Here is a 21,489-nt window from a genome sequence, read left to right as displayed (position 1 = left end):
GTGGAGGAGCGATGAGCGGGCTGTGCGTCAGCGTGCTGGGACCGGTACGCGCGTGGAACGGCGACCACGAGGTCGATCTGGGTACCGCCCGGCGGCGGGCCCTCTTCGCGGTGCTCGCCGCCAACGCCAACCGGGTGGTCAGCCGCAACGAGCTGATCCTCGCGCTGTGGGGTGACTCCGCGCCGACCACGGCGGCGGGCAACGTGTACACGTACATCTCCGGTCTGCGCCGGAGCCTGGAGCCGCACCGCGCCCCCGGGTCGGCGGGCGGGTCGCTGCTCTCCGGTCCGGCCGGGTACACCCTGCGGCTCGCCCCGGACGCCCTCGACGCGGACCGTTTCCAGAGCCTGTACGGCGCGGCCATGGGACTGGCCGCGGCGGGACGCACCGACGACGCGGTGGCCGGCCTCGACGAGGCGCTCGGGCTCTGGCACGGTGACGCGTACGCGAACCTGACCGGCCGTTTCGTGGAGCTGGACCGGTACCGCCTGGGCGAGTTGCGGATCGCTGCCGCGGAGCAGCGGGCCCGCCTGATCCTGGCCGGTGGCGGGGACGACGGCCTGGTCGCCGACCTGACCACCCTGGTCCGGCTCTCCCCGCTGCACGAGCCGTTCCACGAGCTGCTGATGCGTGCGCTGCACCAGGCCGGGCGCAGCACCGAGGCGCTCGACGCGTTCCACGCCGCCCGCCGGGTGCTGGTCGACGAACTCGGGGTGGAGCCGGGACCGTCGATCCGCGCGTTGCAGAGCCGGATCCTGGCCGAGTCCGCCGAGCCGTCGGCGGCTGCGGCACCCGCGCCGTCGCCGCACTGGAGTCCGGCCGCGGCCGAGGCTCCGGCGCCACCGGCCCACGTCGGCCGGGACGCCGAGGTGACGCTGCTGCGGACGCTGACCGCGGCGGCCGGCGCGGGCCGGGGCGCCACCGTGTGGATCGAGGGTGAGCCGGGCATCGGCAAGTCCGAGCTGTTGACCGCGGTGCTGAACGAGGCCGAGCGGATCGGCGTCCGGGTCGCCCGGGGTGTCGCCGACGAGCTGAGCAGCCGCATCCCGCTGCAGGTGATGATGAAGGCCCTGGGGCTGGAGACCAGCTCGGACGACCCGGAGCGGGCCGCGCTCGCCGCCGTGCTGCCGGGCGATCCGGACGGGGTCGACCGGGTCGTCGCGTTCGTCCGGGAGGCCTGCGCCTCGGGTCCGCGAGTGCTGCTGGTCGACGACATGCAGTGGGTCGACGAGGCCGGCCTGCGGGTCTGGGAACGGCTGTCCGAGCTGACCCGCACGATGCCACTGCTGCTGGTCGCGGCGACCCGTCCCGAGCCGAACGGCCGGGAGCTGGCCCGGCTGCGGCAGGGTGTGATCGACCGGGACGGGCACGTGCTGGACCTGGGTCCGCTGCACCGCGACGACATCGAGCGGATCCTCGGGACCGCGGTGGGCGCCGACCCCGGTCCTTCGCTACGGTCGCTTGCCGAGTTGACAGCCGGCAATCCGCTCTACGCCCGGGAGCTGATCGCCGGTCTGCTCCGGCAGGAGGCGATCGTCGTCGACGGCGGGATCGCCGAGGTCGCGGCCGGGATGACCACGATGCCGCAGTCACTGCTCGACACCGTGCAGGCGACCCTGGACGACCTCTCCCCCGGCAGCCGGGAGACGCTGCGGTACGCGGCCCTGCTCGGTGTCGGGTTCGCCGTCGCGGACGTCGCGGCGTTCACCGGCCGGACCCCGTTCGGCGTGACGACCGACCTGGACGAGGCGGTCGCGGCGACCGTGGTGGTGCGGACCCGCGACGGGCTGGCCTTCCGGCAGCCGGTGTTGCGCCAGGCTCTGGTCGAGAGTGTGCCCGCCGCGCTGCGGCCCACCCTGCACCGGCACGCGGCCGAGGTGCTGGCCGGGCACGGCGCGGCGGCGGGCCTGATCGTCGAACATCTTGTCCGGGGTACGCCGGAAGTCGACTCGTGGCTGCTCGATTGGCTCGTCGGGCACCGTGCCGAGGCCGTCCGGGAGACCCCCGAGCTGGCCGGTGAGCTGTTGCGCCGAGCGGTGGCGGATCCCCGGTGCACCCCGGCTCAGCGGGCGGCTCTGACCGCGTCCCTGACCGAACTCGATCAGCTTTTCGGCGATCACTGATCGAGCTGGTTGACCGGATCAGATCAGGCCGGGGACGTTCATGAACCGGCTCGCCGACGTCGGTGGCACCAGCGGGCGCGGTCCCGCCATGGCGTTGCGCTCGACGCACCGGCGCAGTGCCGTGAGCGCCAGGTCGTCGAGGGGCGCCCGCTGATCGGTGACCGCCTCGCCCCTGATCAGCTCGCGCAGCAGCAGCCGCCCCCGGGCATCGCCCACCGGCTCCTCCACCTCGAGCACCTTGAACGAGGTCCCGGGCAGGAACAGGACCCGGCCCGGCAGCCCGGTGCCGCCCTCCGGTTCCAGCAGCCGGGTACGCCGCGCCGTCGTCGACCAGAGCATCACCTCGACGTTGCCGGGCAGCCCGGCCGGCTGCTCGGTGAGCGCGTTGGTGAACGCCCAGTCGGTCAGCGTCCGCCGTTCGGTGACCCGGCGCAGCTCGTCCGGGGTGAGATCGGCGGCGGCGTACGTGACACCGCGGTGCGACGGCAGCCGGCTCAGGCCCGCGGCCACACACCGGGCGAACGAGACGTGCACCCCCGGTTCGGCCAGGCGCAGCATCTTGTCGACGCTGTCGCCCCAGACCGACAGGTAGAGGCGGACGGCGACCGCATACTCGAGGGCGTCCGCGCCGCTCTGCAGGATCGCGTGTTCGGCGAGGATCCGGGCGATGCCGCCGGAGGCCGCCTCGAACTCGCGGCTGAACGCGCGGCGCAGCCAGGCCCGCTCCTCGCGCAGGTCGAGGTCGGACCGCATGCCGCGGACGTCGTCGCCGGGACGCTGCTGGAACAGGCCGGGCGGTCCGGTGTGGGCCGGCGCGGTCCGGTCTTTCGGGGGCGGCGCGGTCCGGTCTTTCGGGGGCGGCGCCGGGGGAGAGACCGGCTTGGTGACCGCCGGGTTCTCGACCGTGTTCCCGGTCCAGGCCGGGGTGGGCGCCCAGGACGGTGTCCCGCCGGGCTGCGGGGCGGGCCGGATCGGCTGCTGCAGTGGCAGGAGCGCCATCGTCGGACCGGACGCCCAGGACGGCCGATCGGTCGACGGGCCTGTGGATAAAGGTGTGGACAACTCGGTGACGACCCGGATGTCGGGGGTCTCCGGACCGGCCGCCGCCTCGGCGACCTGCGCGGCCGCCGGGACCGCCGGGACCGCCGGAGCTGCCGGGGCTGCCGGGGCTGCCGGGGCTGCCGGAGCAGCCGGAGCAGCCATCTCGGGAGCCGGGTCCTCTTCCGGAGCCTCCGGACCGGCGACGGTGAAGGACACCGGCACGGTGGGCGGCTCCGGCAGCGGCGCGACCGGGACATGCCGCGGGACGACCGGTTCGGCGTGGTGGGCCGGCCCGTGCGGCGCGGTCTCCACACCACCGGCACGGCCGGGCGCCCGCAGGCCGGTGCGGACCGCGACCGAGGACAGCGGCGTCGTGGCCCGGTCCCGGGTCGCCTTGTCGAGGCGGCCCGCCAGGTCACCGGCCAGCTCCCAGTACCGGTCGACCATCGCCGGGACCTCGTCGTCCACGATCAGGCGCACGCTGTCCGGGTCGGCCGGGATGGCGCGGATCCGCTCGGCGTACCGCGGCGGCTCCTGTCCCCGCAGCCAGAGACCGGACTGGATCACCTCGACGACCGCGTCGGTGGTGTATTGGTAGGCGAACGCGCCGAGCGGCTCACCGAGCAACTCCGGGGCGCGGTGGCCGAGGATGTGCGGGATCCGCGCCGCCGAGCCGGGGCTCTCCCGCGGCTGATAGCCGAGTTCCCGGGCGAAGACCTGCCAGCCCGGGCGGCCGTCCGAGCCGACGGTGAACAGTTCCGGGTCGCCGGGCCGGCCGGCCGGCACGCCGGCGAAGACCACCACCGGGGTCTCCAGCAGGTCGGCCAGAGCCTGACCGAGGGTCTCGCCCTCCCGCAACGCCACCGGTCCGTAGTGGACGAAACGGGCCTTGTCGCGGCCCTGCGGCGCCAGGCCGCGCCAGAACCGGGCGACGTCGTCGAGGCTGAGCGGGGCGGTGCCGGGGCAGCCCAGGACGACCGACATCGCGTCCGGCAGGCACGGCATCGTCGACATCAGCCGGTGCCAGTGCGCGGCGATGGCGGCCTCGTCGCGGCTCTCCCGCAGCCAGACGCCACCGGGCAGCGGCTCCACCGCGGCGGTCGAGCTGACCGGCAGATATTCGACGGCCGCGCCGTCCCAGGCCGGGACGGGGTACCGCTTCGACTGCCAGACCGGCGGTTTGCCCTGCCGGTAGCAGACCCAGCCACCGAGGTCCTCGGCGTGCACGAAGAGCAGGCCGGCCGCGCCCGGGATCATCCGGCCGAACGGCGCGATCACCGGCCGGCCCAGCCGGTCGGAGAGCCACTGTCCGGCGAGCGCGCCGGTCTCCGGGTGGGCGCCCAGGACCACCAGGCGGATGCCCCGGCCACGGCGCTGCAGGGCGGCCGCGACCGAGTCCCAGATGTCGAAGGGGAGTTCGTTCTGCAGGTCGAGGATCACGATGTCGTTCTCGGGATCGTCGTCGACCGACAGCGCCACCGAACGGGCCTCGGCGCTGATCTGCTCACGGGCGTGCAGCACCAGGGCGTTGCCCACGGTGTGCCTCGTGATCACTGCCGCTTCCGGCATGGACGCCTCAGATCACGCCGGAGCGTACGGCGTAGGCCACCGCGTGCGAGCGGTTGCGCAGCTTCAGCCGGTGGTTGAGGCCGTAGATGACGTTCTTCACGGTCCGCTCGGAGTAGCACAGCTCGTCGGCGATCTCGTTGGTGTCGAGGCCGTCGGCCATCAGCCGGAGCACGTCGATCTCCCGCGAGGTGAGGCCGGACGCGTTCAGCCCGTTCGGGGTGAGCACGTCACGCTGCAGCCGCTCGACGTGCTTGAGCAGCTCACCGACCAGGTTCGGCGGCATGACCCCGCCACCGGAGGCCGCGGCGAGGACGCTGTGCGCGAGACGCTCGGCGGTGACCACCGCGCGGGGCAGGATCGCCACCACCCGGCACTCCACCGCGGTCAGCAGTTCCTGCTCGCTGATCTCGGTGGTGACCAGCACGACGGGTGCGCCGACCTCGGTCGCCGCGAGCCGCAGCATGGCGACCACGTCGGTGGTCAGGCGTTCCGCCGCGACGATGAGGACCTGCGCCTGGGACCGGTCGTCACTGCGCAACACGCTGATGTCCGATCGTGCCCGCAGATGACTCACCAGTCCCGCATAGGTCAGCGGGTCCGGCGCGTGCACCGCGACATCAACCTGCTCCACAGCCACCTCCGTCACTCGATGTAGGCTGTGGAAGTCTCTTGAAAGGTTCTTCAAAAAATCTTCACAGCAGCCTTCATCGCGACGAACGAGGTATGAAGGTTCAGAGATAACCGCAGGTCAAGACGGCCTTCATGAACCTTCACACGCTCAGTGCAGGTTGATTTCGACGTCGCCTAGCTTCTGGGACGCGAGGTTTCCGGCGTTCGCACCGGCCGCCCGGATCGCCTCGGCGATTGCGTTCTGTAGTGACGAAACATCACGCTGTTCGTACACTTTCGGATCGACCCGGACACCGTGCAGCTTGCCGAGGCCGGTCGCCATCACGACGACCGTCCCGTCCTGCGAGCGGCCGGTGACGACCGCCTTCGCCAGCTCGGCCTGCGCGTTCATCATCTGGTCCTGCATCTGCTGGGCGTTCGACATGAACTCCTCGAACGTCGGCGGGACCGGCTTGGAGTGCGGCTGCATGATCAGGACCTTTCTGGCGGGGCCGGTCAGCCGACCGAGGCGAGACCGACCGACTGGCCGCCCAGGGCGGAGGCCATCAGGGACAGGTCGGCCAGCGCGATCGTACGGGACCCGGTGCGCCGGGCCAGCGTGGTCGAGAACTGGTGCGCGGCCCGGACGGTGCGGTCCGGCAGTTGCTTGGCGAGTTCGGCGAGGGCGGCCTGCACGTCCTCGGGCACCTCGTGCCCGCGCCGCACCAGGTGTCGCACCACCACCGTGGCGAGTTCGTCGGCGCCGAGGTCCGGCACCGGCCACTGCTGCCCGAACAGTTCGTTGACCGCCGGGACGGTGGACCGCAGGCTCGCCAGCGCGGCCTCCTCACCGACCAGCACGACCACCGGGTCGCCCAGCCGGGAACGCATCTGAGTGGCGAGCGCCTCGCCGATCTCCTGGACCGCGCCGCTGCCGTCGTCCGTCCAGTCGATCTGCAGAACGCCGCCGGCCGCGTCCTCGAGCGCCGCGGCGACCAGGTTGCGGGCCTGACCGTCCCACTGCGGGGCGAGTTCCAGCCCGGTGCTCACCCGGACCAGCTGGCCGACCGGGACCAGGTCGAGTTCGGCGAGGCCGGCCGCGTAGAGCCGGGCGTACTCGCTGCGCCCGTTCCCGGGACGGCCGCTGATCAGCACGTTGCCGGTCTTGCCCGGTCCGCGGCGGCGGTTGCGTCCCTCGCAGAGTTGCAGCAGGGTCTGCCCGGCCGCCTCCTTGACGGTTCGCCCGCCGACCAGGTCACAGATCCGCTTCCAGCTGCGCGCGGCGTTGATCGCGCCGGCCGGGTCGGTCGCCGCGTCCGGTTGCGCGCCCTGTTCGACCGGCAGGTCCTCCAGCTGCGACAGCTCGGGTTCGACGTCGGCGCCGGTGAGCCGGTTCAGCTCGTTGTCCTTGACCGCCGGCATGCTCGCCAGACGGGACGCCTGGTTGTTGATCATCGCCTCGAACAGCTTGCGGGCGACACGACCGTTACCGAACGTCGAGTTCTTCGGCACCCGGGTGAAGTACTCGGTCAGGGCGTCGGTCGCGTCGTCGGTCAGCTCGTAGTAGTGCTTGCGCACCAGGTTGGAGGTGATCGTGACGAGTTCCTCGACCGAGTAGTTCGGGAACTCGACCGTACGCGTGAACCGGGAGGCCATACCGGGGTTGGAGGCGAGGAACTGTTCCATCAGCTCCGAGTACCCGGCGACGATCACCACAAGCTCGTCGCGGTGGTCCTCCATCATCTTCATCAGCGCGTCGATGGCCTCCTGACCGAAGTCCGGTCCGGAGCCGCCGGAACCCGCCGACAGCGTGTACGCCTCGTCGATGAAGAGCACACCGCCGATGGCCTTGGTGACCAGTTCGGTGGTCTTGATGGCCGTCGAGCCGATGTACTGGCCGACCAGGTCGGCGCGGGCCGCCTCGATCATGTGGCCGCCGGAGAGGATGCCCAGTTCCTTGAGCACCGAGCCGTAGAGCCGGGCGACCGTGGTCTTACCGGTACCGGGCGGGCCCGCGAAGACCAGGTGCCGGCTCATCGGCGGCATCGGCAGGCCCATCTGCAGGCGTACCTGAGACATCCTGATCAGGTTGATCAGGGCGGTGACCTCATGCTTCACGCCCTTGAGACCGATCAGGCCGTTCAGCTCACGCAGCGGCTCGCTGAGCTCGTCGTTGCCGCTCTCCTCGGTGGCCTGGCCGTCCTGGTCCGGATCCGGCGCCGGTGCCGGATCGGACCGCGGCGACGGAACCGTGCTCGGGCCGGCCGACTGCTGACGGCGGCCGACGGTCAGCGCGTCGGCGGTGACCTTGGCGCCGGGTACGCGGCGCACGTCCTCGTTGCCGCTGTCCTGCACCACGCACCGGGTCAGCGCGACCGGCTCCTCGGTGTCCACGTTGATGCCGACCGCGGCACTGTTGAGCACCTCGCACTCGGTGAAGGAACCCCCGGCCCCCGCCTCGAGGCTGATCCCGTCCGCCTTGGCGTTGCGGATCCGGGTCTGCGTGGCGGTGACCGCCCCCTTGATCCGCAGACCGTCACGGGAGGCGTCGACCACCTCGCTGTCGCGCAGATGCACGGTGCCCTCGGACATCAGCCCGGAACCGCGGAGTGTGGCGGACTGCAGGGTCAGCTCCGCACCGGAGCCCACCTGGACGACGACGGCGCCCGTACCGTGGAAACGGGCTTCCCGGACGATGCCGCGCGCCGGGCCGCTCAGGGTGAGGCCCACCGCGCCGCCCGCCTCGACCACCAGGTCGGCGCCGTCGATCGAGGCGTTCTCCTGGACCTGGATGCCCGCGCCCTTGGTGATCTCGGCGCGCAGCCGCTGCAGGGTGACGGTCGCGTCGCCGCTGATCGTCGCGACGTTGTCGCCGGTCCCCCGCACGGTCAGGCCGGTGAAACGCGGGGTGCCGTTGCTGCCGGCCAGGATCCCGACCGGGACGTCGCTGATCGTGCAGTCGGTGAAGACCGGGTTCGCGCCGGCGAGCACCTGCACGGCGGCGTGCTTGGCACCGGTGAAGACACAGTTCTTGAAGGACGGCGAACCGCCCTCGGTGAGGTGCACCGACTGGACCGCGGCCCCGGTGAAGGTCGAGTCGCTGATCTGCACGTCGGCCTCGCCGCGCACGAAGACGTCGACGTTGCCGCTCTCGGTCACCGACAGGGCCCGGACCCGGGCGAACGCCTTCTGCTCGATCACCAGGGCGGGCTTGCCGGAACCGGTGATCTCGCACTGCTCGACGATGAGCCGGGAGTCGCCACCGGCGCAGATGCTGTTCGCACCGGCCGCCTTGACCCGGCAGCGGCGCAGCGTCAGGGCGCTCTTCTCGCCGACCACCACACCGGTCGTCGCCACGTCGTGGATGACGGTGTCCTCGATCGTGCTCGCGCCGACCGACATCACCACCACGCCCGCGCCGACCGAGCTGGTCACGTCGCAGCCGCGCAGGGCCACCGAGCCCTGCATCCGGGCCAGCAGGGTCACCCAGGAGGCGCCGCTGACCCGGCAGTCGTCCAGGGCCACCTCGCCCGCATAGACGTCGACCGCGGCGAGTTTCGGATCGTCACTGGTCAGCGTGATCCCGCGCAGCTGGGCGCCCTCACCGTGCACGACGAGGACGCTGCCCTCCTCGACGTGCACCTCGACGGTGCCGGCCTGGGCCGCGCTGATCGTCACCCGGTTGCCGACGACCAGTTTCTCGACGTACTTGCCGGGGTGGACGTTGATCGTGGCGCCCGGTTCGGCACGGGACAGCGCCGAGCCGATCGTCGGATAGGAGCCCTGCTTCCGGTCACCCACCACGAGTACCTGCCGACTCATGGCGTCACCCCTTCCCGTCGAGTCCGGGCTGCGCGATGCGTTCCAGCCCGGGCAGCGTACGAAGCCGCCCGCGGGCCCCGGCGCCGATCCGCTTGCGAGGTTCGGCCGCGGCCCAGCGGTCGACGCTGCGACGCAGTGACGTGACCGCCAGCTCGTCGAGCGAGACCCGGTTGGAGTCGACCTTGCCGTTGTCGTCGATCTCGTTGGCGCCGATCTCCCGCATGAGGACCGCGCCGCGCTCGCCCTCGGAGGGTTTACGCAGTTCCAGAACCTTGAAGTTGGTGCCCGGCAGGTACAGCACACGGTCCTCGACGGACTCGTCGCCGTCCGGCTCCAGCACGGTGGTCCGCCGCGCCGTCATCGACCAGATCAGCACGTCGGTGTCGCCGTCCTCGGTGGAGCACGGCTGGGTGAGCGCGTTGACGAACCCCCAGTCGGTGACCAGCCGGCGGTCCTCGTAGAGCTCCCACTCGAGGTCGGTCGGCGAGATCCGGTAGATCGTCGTCCCGCGGAACGACGACATCCGGGACAGGCCGGAGACCACACAGCGGGCGAACGGGACGTGCGGGCCCTTGCGCCCGGACCGCAGACCGGCGTCGACGCCGGGACCGCGGCCGGTGAGGTAGAGCCGCAGCGCCACCGCGTCGGCCAGGACGTCCTCGGTGGACTGCCCGGAACCCTGCATGCCCGGGTGCTCGGACATGATCCGGGACACCGAGCTGGCCATCACGTCGAACTCGCGGCTGAGCGTGCGGCGCAGCCAGCCCCGCTCGTCGGCGAGGCCCTTCTTCTCCCGCAGCAGGGCGCTCGCCCCGGCCGACGGCACCGGCTGCCAGCGGGCCTCGACCAGGCTGACGGCCGGCTCCGGTTCCTCCTGCGGCTGCTCCGGCGCCTTCTCCGGTACGGGGGCCGCCTCGACCGGGTTCTGGGCCGGTGCGGACGCCAGGTCGGGGACGACCGGCTCCGGGATCACCGGTTCGGGCTGGGACACCGGGACCACCGCGTCGGGGGTCACCGGCTCGGGAGCGGGCGGAGTGGGCGCGGGCGGAGTGGGGGCCGGCGGGAACGGCGACGCGGGTGTCCCGGCCCGGACCGGCTCGCCGAACCCGGCGGGCATGGTCGGCGGCTCCGGCACGACCTCGGCCACCGGCGCCGGAACGGCCGGGATCTCGACAGCCGGCGTCTCGACAGCCGGCGTCTCGACGACCGGCGTCGCGATCACGGGAGTCGCGAACACCGGCTGCTCGGGAGCGACAGGTGCGACGGGTGCGACCGGTGCGCCGAAGCTCATCGGCACGGTCGGCGGTTCCGGGGAGGGCTCGGCACGGACGATCGGCTCGGTCGGCGGCTCCGGCTCGGCCTGCGCGACCGGCTCCGGAGCGCCCGGGACCGTCGGGCCGGACACGAAGATCGGCTGGGCGCCGAACCCGACCAGCACCGACGGTGGCGCGGGAAGTGCGTAGTCGACCGGTTCCGCGTACCCCTGCGGGGGGTTGTCCTCGATCGGCGCCGGACCCGCCGGCACCGCCTGGATCTGCTCCGGGGCCGGCGCCACCACCTGCTCCTGAGCCAATACCTGCTCCTGAGCCACCACCTGCTGCTCCTGAGCAACCACCTGCTCCTGAGCAGCCGACAGCGGGATGCGCTCCGCCTCGGCCTGCGCGTTGATCTCGAAACGCGCGGCCGGCACCGAGACCGCGGCGATGACCACGTTCTCCGCTGCCGACGGGGCGACCGGGGCCGGCGGAGCGATGTCCACATAGGCCGGGATCGGTGCCTCCGCGCCGAACTTGCGGGTCTCCTCCTCCAGGTCGATGACCGCCTGCGCCCGGCTGGCCGGTTTCGCGCCCGGCACCAGCACCGAGGCGGGCATCAGCGCGCCGCCGGTGCCCTCCAGGCCGCTGACCCGCGCGGCCAGGTCGACCGCCAGCTCCCGCATCCGGTCGGTCGCGGAGTGGATCGTGTCGTCGAAGACGAGGGTGCCGCCCTCGGCGTCGAGCATCGCCGAACGGACCTGCTCGGCGTTCTTCGGCTCCTCGGCGGAACGGACCCAGAGGCCGGTCTGCACGACCTCGACCACCGCGCCGGGAGCGAACCAGTAGACCCGCGGAGCGATCTCCTCGGCCGCGTTCAGCGGCGGCCGGTGGCTCAGCACGGTCGGGCGCTTGGCGCGGGAGTTCGGGTGCGCCCGGGGGACGTAGACGAGCTCGAGCGCGAACGGCGCCCAGCCGAGCGTGCCGTCCGGCAGGACCGTGCGGATCTCGTTCTTCTGCGGGCTGCCGATCGGCATGCCGGTGTAACAGACGACGCTGGTGTTCAGCAGGTCGGCGAGTGCCTGCCCGAAGGCCTCACCCTCGGGCATCCGGACGTCGCCGAACTGCGCGAACCGAACCCGCTGACGGTTCTCCTCGTCCAGGCCCCGCCAGAAGCGCACCACGTCGTCGAGGGACAGCGCCGGTGTGCCGGGGCAGCCGAGCAGCACGGTCATGGTGTCCGGGTGGCACGGCACGTACGAGGTGAGCCGCTGCCGGTGCTGCTCGACCACCTCGGGGTTGCGGGTGCTGTGGATCCACACACCGGCCGGGATCGGCTCGATCTCACCCGTCGCGCTCGACGGCTGGGTGTTGATCGCGGCCCGGTCCCAGAGCGGGGTCGGGTACCGCTTGGCGTCCCAGGTCGGCGGGCGCCCGGGGCGGAACTTCACCCAGCCGCTGCCCGGCGCGGAGTGCACGAAGAGCGCACCGGCCGAACCGCGGACCAGCTCGCCGTCCGGCGCGATGACGGTACGGTTCAGCCGCTCGGAGAGCCACTGACCGGCCATCGCCGCGGAGTTGCGGTGCCGGCCGCACGCCACCAGCCGGATGCCGCGGCGGCGCCGGGGCAGCACGACCGCCATCGACTCCCAAGCCGTGATCGGCATGCCGTCACCGAGGTCGAGCACGACGACGTCGTTCTCGGTGTCCTCGATCATCGACAGCGCGAGCGACTGCGCCTCTGGGCTGATCTTGTCCTCGGTGTGGACCACCAGGGCGTTACCGACCGTGTGCTGGACGATGCCCTCGGGTCGGTCCTTGCCACCACCGAGCAGGTCGCGAAACCGGGATGCCATTTGATCGACTCACCCCACTTCTGCGGCCGCTATGGCCCTCACGCTCAACGTCGGCCCCTGCGGCAACAACGCGAGCAAGCTCTTCGGGAAAGGAACCGCGGCGACCTTGTTCAGTTTCAGCGCCGCTGCCGAATCCGTGTCACCGATCTGGTACGCCTTCCCGTCGTCCGCGATGTACGTGGCGAGGGGATCGCTGTACCCCTCCTGGAACGGTGCCGGGAGCACCGCCATTCCGGATCCCGGCGCGGTGATCACGCCGGTACGCCCGCCGGTGTTCACTCCGGACTGCGCCAGCGGGACGAAGACCGCCGTGCTGGCGAACGACTGCTCGCCGACCACCGTCTGGCTCAGGCAGAGCGCCTCCACGCCGGTCGTCTCCTGCGGCGTCAGGCCGGTCAGGTCCGGGAGCCGGGTGAGCAGCGAACGGTCGCTCGACGCCTCCGACGAGACCAGGTCGGCCGCGTCCAGTTCGACCGGCTTCGCGTCGCTGGTCGCCGAGGCGAAGAGGAACTCGGTGCGACTCATCGCGGCCAGGCCGTCGCGGCGGAGCACGAACAGCTGCTCGGAGCCGGTGTCCGGCTGCTGACGGAACAGCGTGCCGACCGGGTACTTCTTGCCGCCGACCTTGCCGTTCTCGCCGGCGCCGGGAATCTTCGCCGGACCGAGGTCCGGTCCGTCCGGCAGGAAACCGAGCCAGACCTGCGGCGCCTGCACCCGGCGGACCGTGCTGGCTCCGAGGGCGACGAGCACGGCCGGGTCGGTGACCTTGAACTTCTGCGCGGCGGTCACCAGGTACGTGACCGACTTGGGGCCGCGGACGACCACGAACCGGTCGGCGGGGACGGCGGTCCCGGTGGCCCGCGGGTCCAGGTTCAGGCCCAGGCTCTCCGCCGGGTCGTCGACGACCGAACCGGGCAGGCAGGTCAGCCACGGTCCGGCGACCATCGAGTCGGTCGCGATCGACTGTGGCGCGCCGTCGATACCGATCGACGGTCCGCGCGGGATGTCCTTGATCGATTCCTTGGAGATCAGCTTCACCGTGGCGGAGCCGCCCTGGATCAGCATGGCCGAGGTGAGGTTCGGCGTCGGCCGCAGCATCCCGTTGAGGAACACGTACCGGGTGCCGCTCTCCTTCTCCACCAGGATCACGCCGGCCTGGGTGTACGCCTTGCTGCCGCCCGGCACGATCCAGCCGTAGACGGCGAAACCGGCCACCACCAGCACACTGATCAGAACGCCGAACGCCATACCGGTGAGCGCGCGCCGACCGGGGATCTCCGCGGTCGACGGGTCACCCTGCACCAGGGCCGAACTCAACCGGCCCATCATGAACTGATGGGCGTGGACGTGGTCGCGCTGCGTCTGCATGCTCGCCTACCCGAACAGTCCGCGGGCCCAGGCGTAGAGCCCGAGCACCTGCGCGAGCACCGGCAGCACGACCAGGCCGGTGGCGACGTCCAGACCGGTGGCCGTGTACTCCCAGAACGGCAGCATGCGCCGCGGCCACGGCCGCAGCGCGGCCATCACCAGCGGGATCAGCAGCGCGACGAGTCCGCCCAGCAGGACGTACCGGCCGGACTCGCCGAACATGTCGGAGAACTTCAGGACCACCATGAGGTAGCCGACGGTACCGGCCGCCACGAGGGCGATCCGCTGCCAGAGGCCGAAGAAGGTACGCGAGCGCAGCAGGATTGCACTCGAGATCACCAGCACCAGGGTCCAGCCCGACCAACCCGGCGCTTCCATCGTGAAGTGCATCAGAACCGGCAGCACCAGGGCGGAAGCGGTCATGCAGACGGTCAGGTAGGTGTCCGCGTCGTTGGCCCGCGACTTGACGACGTCGGAGTCCTCGGGCTCGATGTCGTACGACATGTCCGCGCCGGTCTTGGGCAGCTGCGGGCCGCGCAGCCGGGAGAACTTCACCGCCATCCGGGGCGCCAGCACGATCAGCATCAGGATCAGCGACGCCGCGGTGCCGGAGACCGCCGGGGCGGTCAGCTGGGCGATGCTCTGGGTGAGCAGGACCAGCACCACCATCGCGGCCGTCACCCCGATGATCAGCATCGGCGGGAACGGCATCACCGGGGTGACCGTGCGCTGCGCGATCAACAGCAGCACGGCCACCACCATCACGCCGACCGCGGCGGCCAGCAGGGCCGGCCCGGTCAGCGAGACACCGTCCGGGTTGCCGTCGACGGCGCTGGACGTGGCGACCGCCGCGAAGAACGCCGCACCACCGCCGAACAGCAGCGGAAACGCGCCGTCGTTCTGCCGGCGGGCGCTGACCAGCGCGGCGATGAAGAGGCCCGCCGCGAGCACCCCGCCGACGATCACCTGCGGCAGCACCGGACCGCGGTCGACGAGCACCGCCGCCAGCGTGCCCATCGCCACCATCGAGAGCACCAGGAACAGCACCCGGCGGTACTCCGGCTGCCACCGGTCCGCCCGGCGGTTGACCATCGTCGCGACGCCCTCGGCGAGGTCGTCGAAGTCCAACTCCGGCAGCGGGTCCTGGGCCGGGCGCAGGTACATCTCCTCGCCCTCCAGCCAGTCCAGGCTCTCCGGGGTGCCGGAGAGCTCGAACGGCGTCTGGCCCAGACGCTGCAACACCCAGGACTCCTCCGGCACGTCACCGTCCGGAACCCGGGCCAGGTTGGTGGTGTGCCGGACCAACAGGGGCATCAGGCTGGCGACCGGCGTGCGGGTCGGCACGGCCAGGTCGACCCTGCGTTCCGGCCCGATGACGGTGATGCGGCAAAGCTGCTCGTTCAACGCTGTACTCACCAGCGAGCCTTTCTGATGGTCACTTCGCCGAGTCCGATACGTAGCCGGTCTGCATCAGGCGCACACCGCGCCGGGTGACGAGCTGTGCCCGGCCCGGCGGCAGCTGCCGGGGCCGTGCCTCGCCGAGGAACTTGCCCTCCTCCTTGGGATAGGAGAAGAGCGTCGCGGGCGTGCCGAGCTCCCACATCCGCCGGATGACCGGGTCCATCATCGCCCGCATGGCGCCCGAAGTGCTCCGGGCGACGATCACGTGCAGACCGATGTACATGCCCTGGGCCAGCAGCGGGAGCACCGGGTCGAGTGTCGAACCCAGCCCGGTGCCCTTCGACATCAGGTCGTAGTCGTCGACGATGACGAAGAGTTCCGGGCCCTCCCACCAGTCGCGCCGGCGCATCCGCTCCGAGGAGATGTCCGCGCCGGGCATCCGCTTGTTCATCGACACCGACGCCTGGCCGGCCAGCTCGAACATCTTGTCGCCGGTGAAGGCGAATCCGACCTGGTAGGCGGCGTCGATCGCGGTGTCCAGATCACGGCGCTGGTCACCGAGCACGACCTTCGCCTGGTCCGGGGTGTACCGCTGCTGGATCGCCCGCAGCACCAGGCGCAGCATGTTGGTCTTGCCGGTCTCGGTGTCACCGAAGGCGAGCAGGTGCGGCGTGGCCATGAAGTCGTGCCAGACCGGGGCGAGACGCTGCTCGTCGTACCCGAGAACGACCTTGAACTCCGGCTCCGGTTCGGGAAGCGAATCGGCCATCAGGTGGGCCGGCAGCATCCGGACCGGCGGCGCGGACGGGCCGGGCCAGAACGTGCCGATCTCCTCGACCACGGCCTTCGTCGCCTCGGCCAGATCACCGGCGTCCGAGATGCCGTCCATCCGGGGCAGCGCCGACAGGAAGTGCAGCGCTCCGTCGGTCAGACCACGGCCCACCTGGTTCGGCACGGTCTGCGCCTTGCGGTTGCCGTGCTCGGACTCCATCGAGTCACCGAGCCGCAGCTCCAGCTTGGTGCCGAGCAGATCCCGCATCCAGGTGCGCATCTCCGACCAGCGGGTCGAGGTGACGATCACGTGCACGCCGAACGACAGACCACGCGAGGCCAGCTCCTGGAACTTCTGCTCCAGGTCCTGGAAGTCCTGCTTCATCGTGTACCAGCCGTCGATGACCAGGAAGACGTGACCGAAGTTGTCCTCGATCACGCCCTCGGCCACCTTGGCCAGGTAGCTGGTCATCGAGTCGAGGCCGTGGCTGGTGAACTCCGCCTCGCGCTTCTCCATGACCTGCAGGACCTCTTCGACGGTACGCACCACGCGGTCGCGTTCCATCCGGGTCGCGATCGAGCCGACGTGCGGAAGACCGGAGATCGAGGCCAGACCGCCACCACCGAAGTCGAGCCCGTAGAACTGGACCTCCTTCGGGGTGTTCGCCAGCGACAGCGCCAGGATCAGGCTGCGCAGCAGGGTCGACTTGCCGCTCTGCGGGGCACCGGCGATACCGACGTGACCGTCCGCGCCGTTCAGGTCGACGAACAGCAGCTCGCGCAGCTGCTCGGCGGGCCGGTCGACGATGCCGACCGGGACGCGCATGCCGCCCCGCAGGTACGGGTCCTCGATGGTCATGCCCCGGACCGGGTCCGGCACCACGCTCGGGAGCAGCGAGTCCAGGCTGGGCGCGGCGGACAGCGGCGGCAGCCAGACCTGACGGGCCGGCGGGCCGGAACCGGAGAGCCGGTCCAGCAGCACCTCGACCAGGCTGGGGCCGTTGGCGTCGGTGGGCGCCTCCTCCACGACCGGCTCGTCGGCGCGGTCCGGACCGGGGTCGTGGCGGACCGCGACCTGCCGGGTGGTGAACGGCACCACATCGGCGGCCAGCTCCTCGGCGGCCTCCGTGGTGATCGCCGGGCGGCCCGAACCGGTGTAGTTGCCGGAGACGTACGCCGCCTTGAACCGGACCAGGTTGGTGGTGTCCACCTTCAGGTAGCCGTTACCGGGCTCGGGCGGCAGCTCGTACGCCGCGCCCACCCCGATGACCGACCGCGACTCCATCGACGAGAACGTCCGCAGCGCCAGCCGGTACGAGAGGTGACCCTCGACCCGGTTGATCCGGCCCTCGTCCAGTCGCTGCGAGGCGAGCAGCAGGTGTACGCCGAGCGACCGGCCCAGACGGCCGATCGAGACGAACAGGTCCATGAACTCGGCCTTGCTGGAGAGCAACTCGCTGAACTCGTCGACGATGATCAGCAGTACCGGGAACGGCACCAGCTGGGCGCCGTTGCCGCGCGCCTTCTCGTAGTCGAACAGCGACGAGTACCCGCTTGCCCGCAGCATCTCCTGGCGCCGGGTCATCTCGCCGTTGAGCGCGTCCTGCATGCGGTCGACGAGCGGGAGTTCGTCGGCCAGGTTGGTGATGACCGCCGAGGTGTGCGGCAGCTTCTCCATGCCGATGAAGGTCGCGCCGCCCTTGAAGTCGACGAGCACCAGGTTGAGGATCTCCGAGCTGTGCGTCGCGGCGAGACCGCAGACGAGCGTACGCAGCAGCTCCGACTTGCCGGAGCCGGTGGCACCGATGAGCAGGCCGTGCGGGCCCATGCCGCCCTGCGCCGACTCCTTGAGGTCGAGTTCGATGACCTCGCCCTCCTCGGTGACGCCGATCGGCACCATGAGGCGGTTGCGCTGCGCGGTCCTGGTCCGCCAGAGCGCCTGCACGTCGAAGGTCATCGCGTCGCGGATGCCGAGCAGCGTGGTCAGCTCGAAGCTGGTCTCCATCGGCTCGTCGGAGACCTCGAGGGTGCCGCTGGTCCGTTTCGGCGCGATGATCCGGGCCAGGGTCTCGCACTGGATGTCGTCCAGACCGTCCCGCTGGGCCGTGCCGGTGGTGACGCCGGCCGGGAACTCGACCACGTCGTCCTTGACCGTCAGCCGCAGCACCTTGGGACCGCCGGGCATCGCGCCGGTGAGGTCGAGCAGCACCACGTTGCGGATGCCGGCGCCGAGCAGCCGGGAGCTGTCCGGCAGGTCGACCAGGTGGGCGATGATCACGACGAGCGGCTCGCTGGAGGTGGGCCGGACGTTCTTGTCGTGGTCGCCGCGGTCGGTGATCTCGGTGCCCAGCATGTCCATCAGGGCGTCGTGGGTGCCGGCGAACATCCGCGTCGGCCCGGCCGCGTCGAACGCGGTCGGGTGCGCGTTGTGCGGCAACCACTTGATCCACTCCCAGGGGCCGCGGTGCACCTCGGCGGCGAGCACCGCGATCCGCAGATCCTCCGGGGCGTGGAAGGTGGCCAGCTGCGCCACCATGGCCCGGGCCAGTTCGATGGCCGGATCGATCGCGCCCTCGAACTCGATGCTGGTGAAGCTGGTCAGACCGACCGAGGTCGGAATGCCGGAAACCGTCTGGTACGCCTCGGAGAACCGCCGCAGCGAGATCGAGGAGAGCGGCTCCAGGTCCTCGATCGGCTTCGTGGACGGCGGGTTGAACTTCAACATCGCCTTCTGCCGGCCCAGGCCGATCCGCACCCGGCCGAAGTCCTCGTGACTGGCCCGCCGTTCCCAGAGCCGAGGGCTCATCGCGACCGACCAGAGCCAGCTGGGCTGCGGGTTGTTCCACAGCACGAACCGGCGCTGCTGGTCGGCGGCCTCCCGGGCCTGCTTGCGCAGCTGACCGATGTAGCGCAGGAAGTCCCGTCGCTCGCCACGCATCTTGCGCTTGCGCTCGGAGGCGGCACGGCCGATCTGCATGACACCCATGAGCAGCATGCCGCCGGCCATCGCGCCGCCCATGACGTACATCATCGGGGTGCGGTTGTAGAGGCCGAACATGGCGAGCATCGCGCCCATGCCGAGGCCCATCGGCACGACCATCGCGAACGAGCGGAAGTCGAGCGGGGCCTCCTCCGCCATCAGCGGCGGCTCCTGCAGCTCGACGGAGCCCTCCGGCGCCTCCGGGCCGGCCGCGCGAGGCGGGCGCTTGACGGTGACGGTGCTCATCCGAGCATCCCCGAGTCGGCGTCGTTACCGCCCCAGGTCGTCTTCTCCTGGCGGAGCAGCTTCACCGAGTAACGGTCGTTGCGGTAGCGCTCGGCCGCCTTGACGTCGTCGTCCTCCTCGGCCTGCCGCTTCTTCTCCTTCTTCTTGGCCTCTTCCTCGTCCTTGCGCTTCTTCTCCTGCTCGGCCCAGTACGCCCGCGCCCGCGCCTCGGACTCCTCCTCCTGCTTGGCGAGCGACTTCATGAACTCGGCGTCACTGGCGCCGTCCCCGCCGCAGGTGCGCATCTTCTCCCGGTCGGCACTGAAGAACTCGGGCACACCGCCGGCCGGCGCGACCGGTTTCGGCGGTGCGACCCGCCGCCACACGGCACGGGGACGTTGCGGGGTCTCGGACATGCTCACCCTTCCGTACCGTCATCGGACGGCTTGTCACCGGTCAGCCAATCCGAGTCACTGGCGTCGTCCCACCCCGACATGTCGTCGGGGTCGTCGTCCGGCCGGACGAGCGGCACGTGATCGTCGGCCGCCGGCCGGGGGCGCGGAGTGCCGTCGCCACCCCAGGTGGCGTCGTCCTCCCGCAGCATCTCGGCGGAGTCGGGGCGAACGTCGTCATCCCGGTCGTCGTCATGATCGGATCGCCGAGGGACTGTACCGTTCCGGCCGTCGTCTGCGGGAGTGGCACCCGCTCTCCCGGCGCCCGCCGCGATGCCCACGCCTGCGACCCCGCCGACGCCCGCCGCGACGCCCACACCGGGTACCACGACGACCTCCTCCTTGGCCGCCGCGGGCGCCTTCTTCGGCGTCGCGTCGGCAGCCGATGCGGAGTTCGCACCGGAGGGCTGACCGGGCTGGCTCGGGTGATTCGGCTGGCTAGGTGGGCTCGGCTGGCTCGGCGAACCGGGTTGGGCCGCCTGCGGTGCCGGGGCGTTCTGTCCGGGCTGACCGGGAGGGCCGACGAGCACCGGGGCGACCGGAGCGGTCCCGCCCGTCGCACCCTCGACCGCCGGAACCGGCGCTTCCACCACCGGCGATGCGGGCAGCTCAGCACCCGGCACGCTGGGCAGGTCGACAGCCGGGGCGTTGGGCAGATCGACACCGGGCGCGCCGGGCAGGTCCACCGCCGTGGGCAGATCGACCGCAACCGGCGGAATGATCACCGCTGGTGGCGGAGGAAGCGCCCCCGGAGCCGTCGCCTCAGGAACCGTCGCCTCAGGCACGGTCACTTCGGGAACTGTCACCTCAGGAACCGTCGCCTCAGGCACGGTCGCCTCAGGCACGGTCACCTCAGGCACGGTCACCTCAGGAACCGTCGCCTCAGGCACGGTCACGTCAGGTGTCGTCACCGCTTCGGGGATCTCCACAACCGGGACGTCCGGCGCGGGAACACCAGGCGCAGGAACGTCAGGCGCGGGAACGTCGGGCGCAGGAACGTCGGGCGCCTCGATGTCCGGGACCCCGAGATCCGGGGCGTAATCCGCCGGAATGCTGATGTCCGGGACACTCAGGTCCGGCATCTGCGGAGCGGGAACGACCGGGTTCTCCAGCCCCGCGCCACCCGCCGAGGCACCGTTCGCCGATCCCGGCGTCCCCTCCACCGGCGCCGACGGCGACCAACCGGTCTGCTCCTGCTCCACCAGCGCCGACGCGTCCGTCGCACCGGGTGGCGTGACATCGCCCGCCGCATTGCTTCCCGGCATTCCCGGCATCGGGGGCATACCGCCAACCCCCGACGTGGCCGGGGTGGTCACTTCGGTTCCCGCTGAGGAATTCTCCCATTGGGGTACGCCGTCCGCGCTCGGCACCTCGAAAGAGGCTTCCGACCCGCCGGCACCGATGTCCGGAGTGGACCATCCCGGAGTCTCCAGGCCCGCCCCGCCCACGCCGGCTCCGGCCGGGGCGCTGGGCGTACCCGTGTTCGCCGTCCCGGACGGGTTCCAGTCGCCGGCGTCCGCACCGATCAGCCCCGAGGCCTCCGGCGAGTCCGGGACGCCCGATCCGGTTCCGGCACCCGCTCCGGGCGAACCCGGCGATCCGGGCATCATCGGCGTGCCGGTGCCCGGGGTCGTGGACGAGCCGGGAGTGGTCTCCACCCCGGGCGGGGTCTCCACCGAGGGGAAGTCCGGGATCACCGCGGACCCGGCCCCACCGCCGCCGGGTGTGGTGTCCACGCCCGTACCCCCCGACGAGGGCAGGTCCGGAATCTGCGGTGCGGTGACGCCTTCGAATCCGCTGCCGCCGGGCACCGCGCCACCGGGAACGCTGGGGATGCCCACGTCGAGGTCGGACTGCTGCCAGTCGGAGGCGTCCCCGTCGACCAGACCCTTGGAGTCCGGGGCGTCCGGCACACCGGAACCGCCACTGCCCGCACCCGCGCCGGGCGAACCGGCACCGGGCATGCCCGGCATCATCGGCGCCTGGAGACCGCTGCCGCCGGAGCCGGGGGTGGCGCCG

The 21,489-nt window shown here is 71.5% G+C and carries 10 protein-coding genes and 1 pseudogene; 1 reads left to right on the top strand and 10 read right to left on the bottom strand.

The features are described from left to right. Window positions 1-11: 11 nt before the first annotated feature. Window positions 12-2,123 (top strand): ATP-binding protein, encoded by a 2,112-nt coding sequence (locus WH85_RS38595; RefSeq protein ID WP_045747104.1) that lies wholly within the window; start codon window positions 12-14, stop codon window positions 2,121-2,123. Window positions 2,124-2,141: 18 nt separating this feature from the next. Here WH85_RS38595 and WH85_RS38590 read toward each other — a convergent pair whose 3' ends face one another. The 10 genes and pseudogenes from WH85_RS38590 to WH85_RS51880 all read right to left on the bottom strand — a co-directional run. Continuing rightward, window positions 2,142-4,718 carry a hypothetical protein gene (locus tag WH85_RS38590; RefSeq protein ID WP_045747103.1) on the bottom strand — a complete coding sequence of 859 codons (2,577 nt, stop codon included), beginning with the start codon at window positions 4,716-4,718 and terminating at the stop codon, window positions 2,142-2,144. 22 nt (window positions 4,719-4,740) lie between these two features. Further along, window positions 4,741-5,274 (bottom strand): helix-turn-helix transcriptional regulator, encoded by a 534-nt coding sequence (locus WH85_RS38585; RefSeq protein ID WP_425394688.1) that lies wholly within the window; start codon window positions 5,272-5,274, stop codon window positions 4,741-4,743. 237 nt (window positions 5,275-5,511) lie between these two features. Then, window positions 5,512-5,787 (bottom strand): YbaB/EbfC family nucleoid-associated protein, encoded by a 276-nt coding sequence (locus tag WH85_RS38580; RefSeq protein ID WP_245674277.1) that lies wholly within the window; start codon window positions 5,785-5,787, stop codon window positions 5,512-5,514. A 71-nt stretch (window positions 5,788-5,858) separates the two neighbouring features. After that, window positions 5,859-9,164, bottom strand: a complete 3,306-nt coding sequence (locus WH85_RS38575) for a right-handed parallel beta-helix repeat-containing protein (RefSeq protein WP_045747101.1) — start codon at window positions 9,162-9,164, stop codon at window positions 5,859-5,861. A gap of 4 nt (window positions 9,165-9,168) precedes the next feature. Beyond that, window positions 9,169-12,273: a hypothetical protein gene (locus WH85_RS38570; protein WP_045747100.1), complete on the bottom strand. Its 3,105-nt coding sequence runs from the start codon at window positions 12,271-12,273 to the stop codon at window positions 9,169-9,171. A 9-nt stretch (window positions 12,274-12,282) separates the two neighbouring features. After that, entirely contained in the window at window positions 12,283-13,641 is a 1,359-nt protein-coding gene (gene eccB / locus WH85_RS38565; protein ID WP_045747099.1) for a type VII secretion protein EccB, read from the bottom strand. 6 nt (window positions 13,642-13,647) lie between these two features. Continuing rightward, window positions 13,648-15,057 carry a type VII secretion integral membrane protein EccD gene (gene eccD / locus WH85_RS38560; RefSeq protein ID WP_045747098.1) on the bottom strand — a complete coding sequence of 470 codons (1,410 nt, stop codon included), beginning with the start codon at window positions 15,055-15,057 and terminating at the stop codon, window positions 13,648-13,650. A 19-nt stretch (window positions 15,058-15,076) separates the two neighbouring features. Then, window positions 15,077-19,039 (bottom strand): type VII secretion protein EccC, encoded by a 3,963-nt coding sequence (locus WH85_RS38555; RefSeq protein ID WP_045747097.1) that lies wholly within the window; start codon window positions 19,037-19,039, stop codon window positions 15,077-15,079. Then, window positions 19,036-19,434 carry a hypothetical protein gene (locus WH85_RS38550; protein WP_045747096.1) on the bottom strand — a complete coding sequence of 133 codons (399 nt, stop codon included), beginning with the start codon at window positions 19,432-19,434 and terminating at the stop codon, window positions 19,036-19,038. The genes WH85_RS38555 and WH85_RS38550 overlap by 4 nt, the downstream gene beginning before the upstream one ends. Before the next feature lie 2 nt (window positions 19,435-19,436). Beyond that, window positions 19,437-21,489 (bottom strand): annotated as a pseudogene (locus WH85_RS51880) (hypothetical protein); the annotation flags it as partial.

The organism is Actinoplanes rectilineatus, from assembly GCF_000962825.1.
In the GTDB taxonomy this organism is placed as follows: domain Bacteria; phylum Actinomycetota; class Actinomycetes; order Mycobacteriales; family Micromonosporaceae; genus Actinoplanes; species Actinoplanes rectilineatus.
Note: the sequence above shows the minus strand (reverse complement) of the source record. Positions and strands in the feature narration are given on the sequence as shown.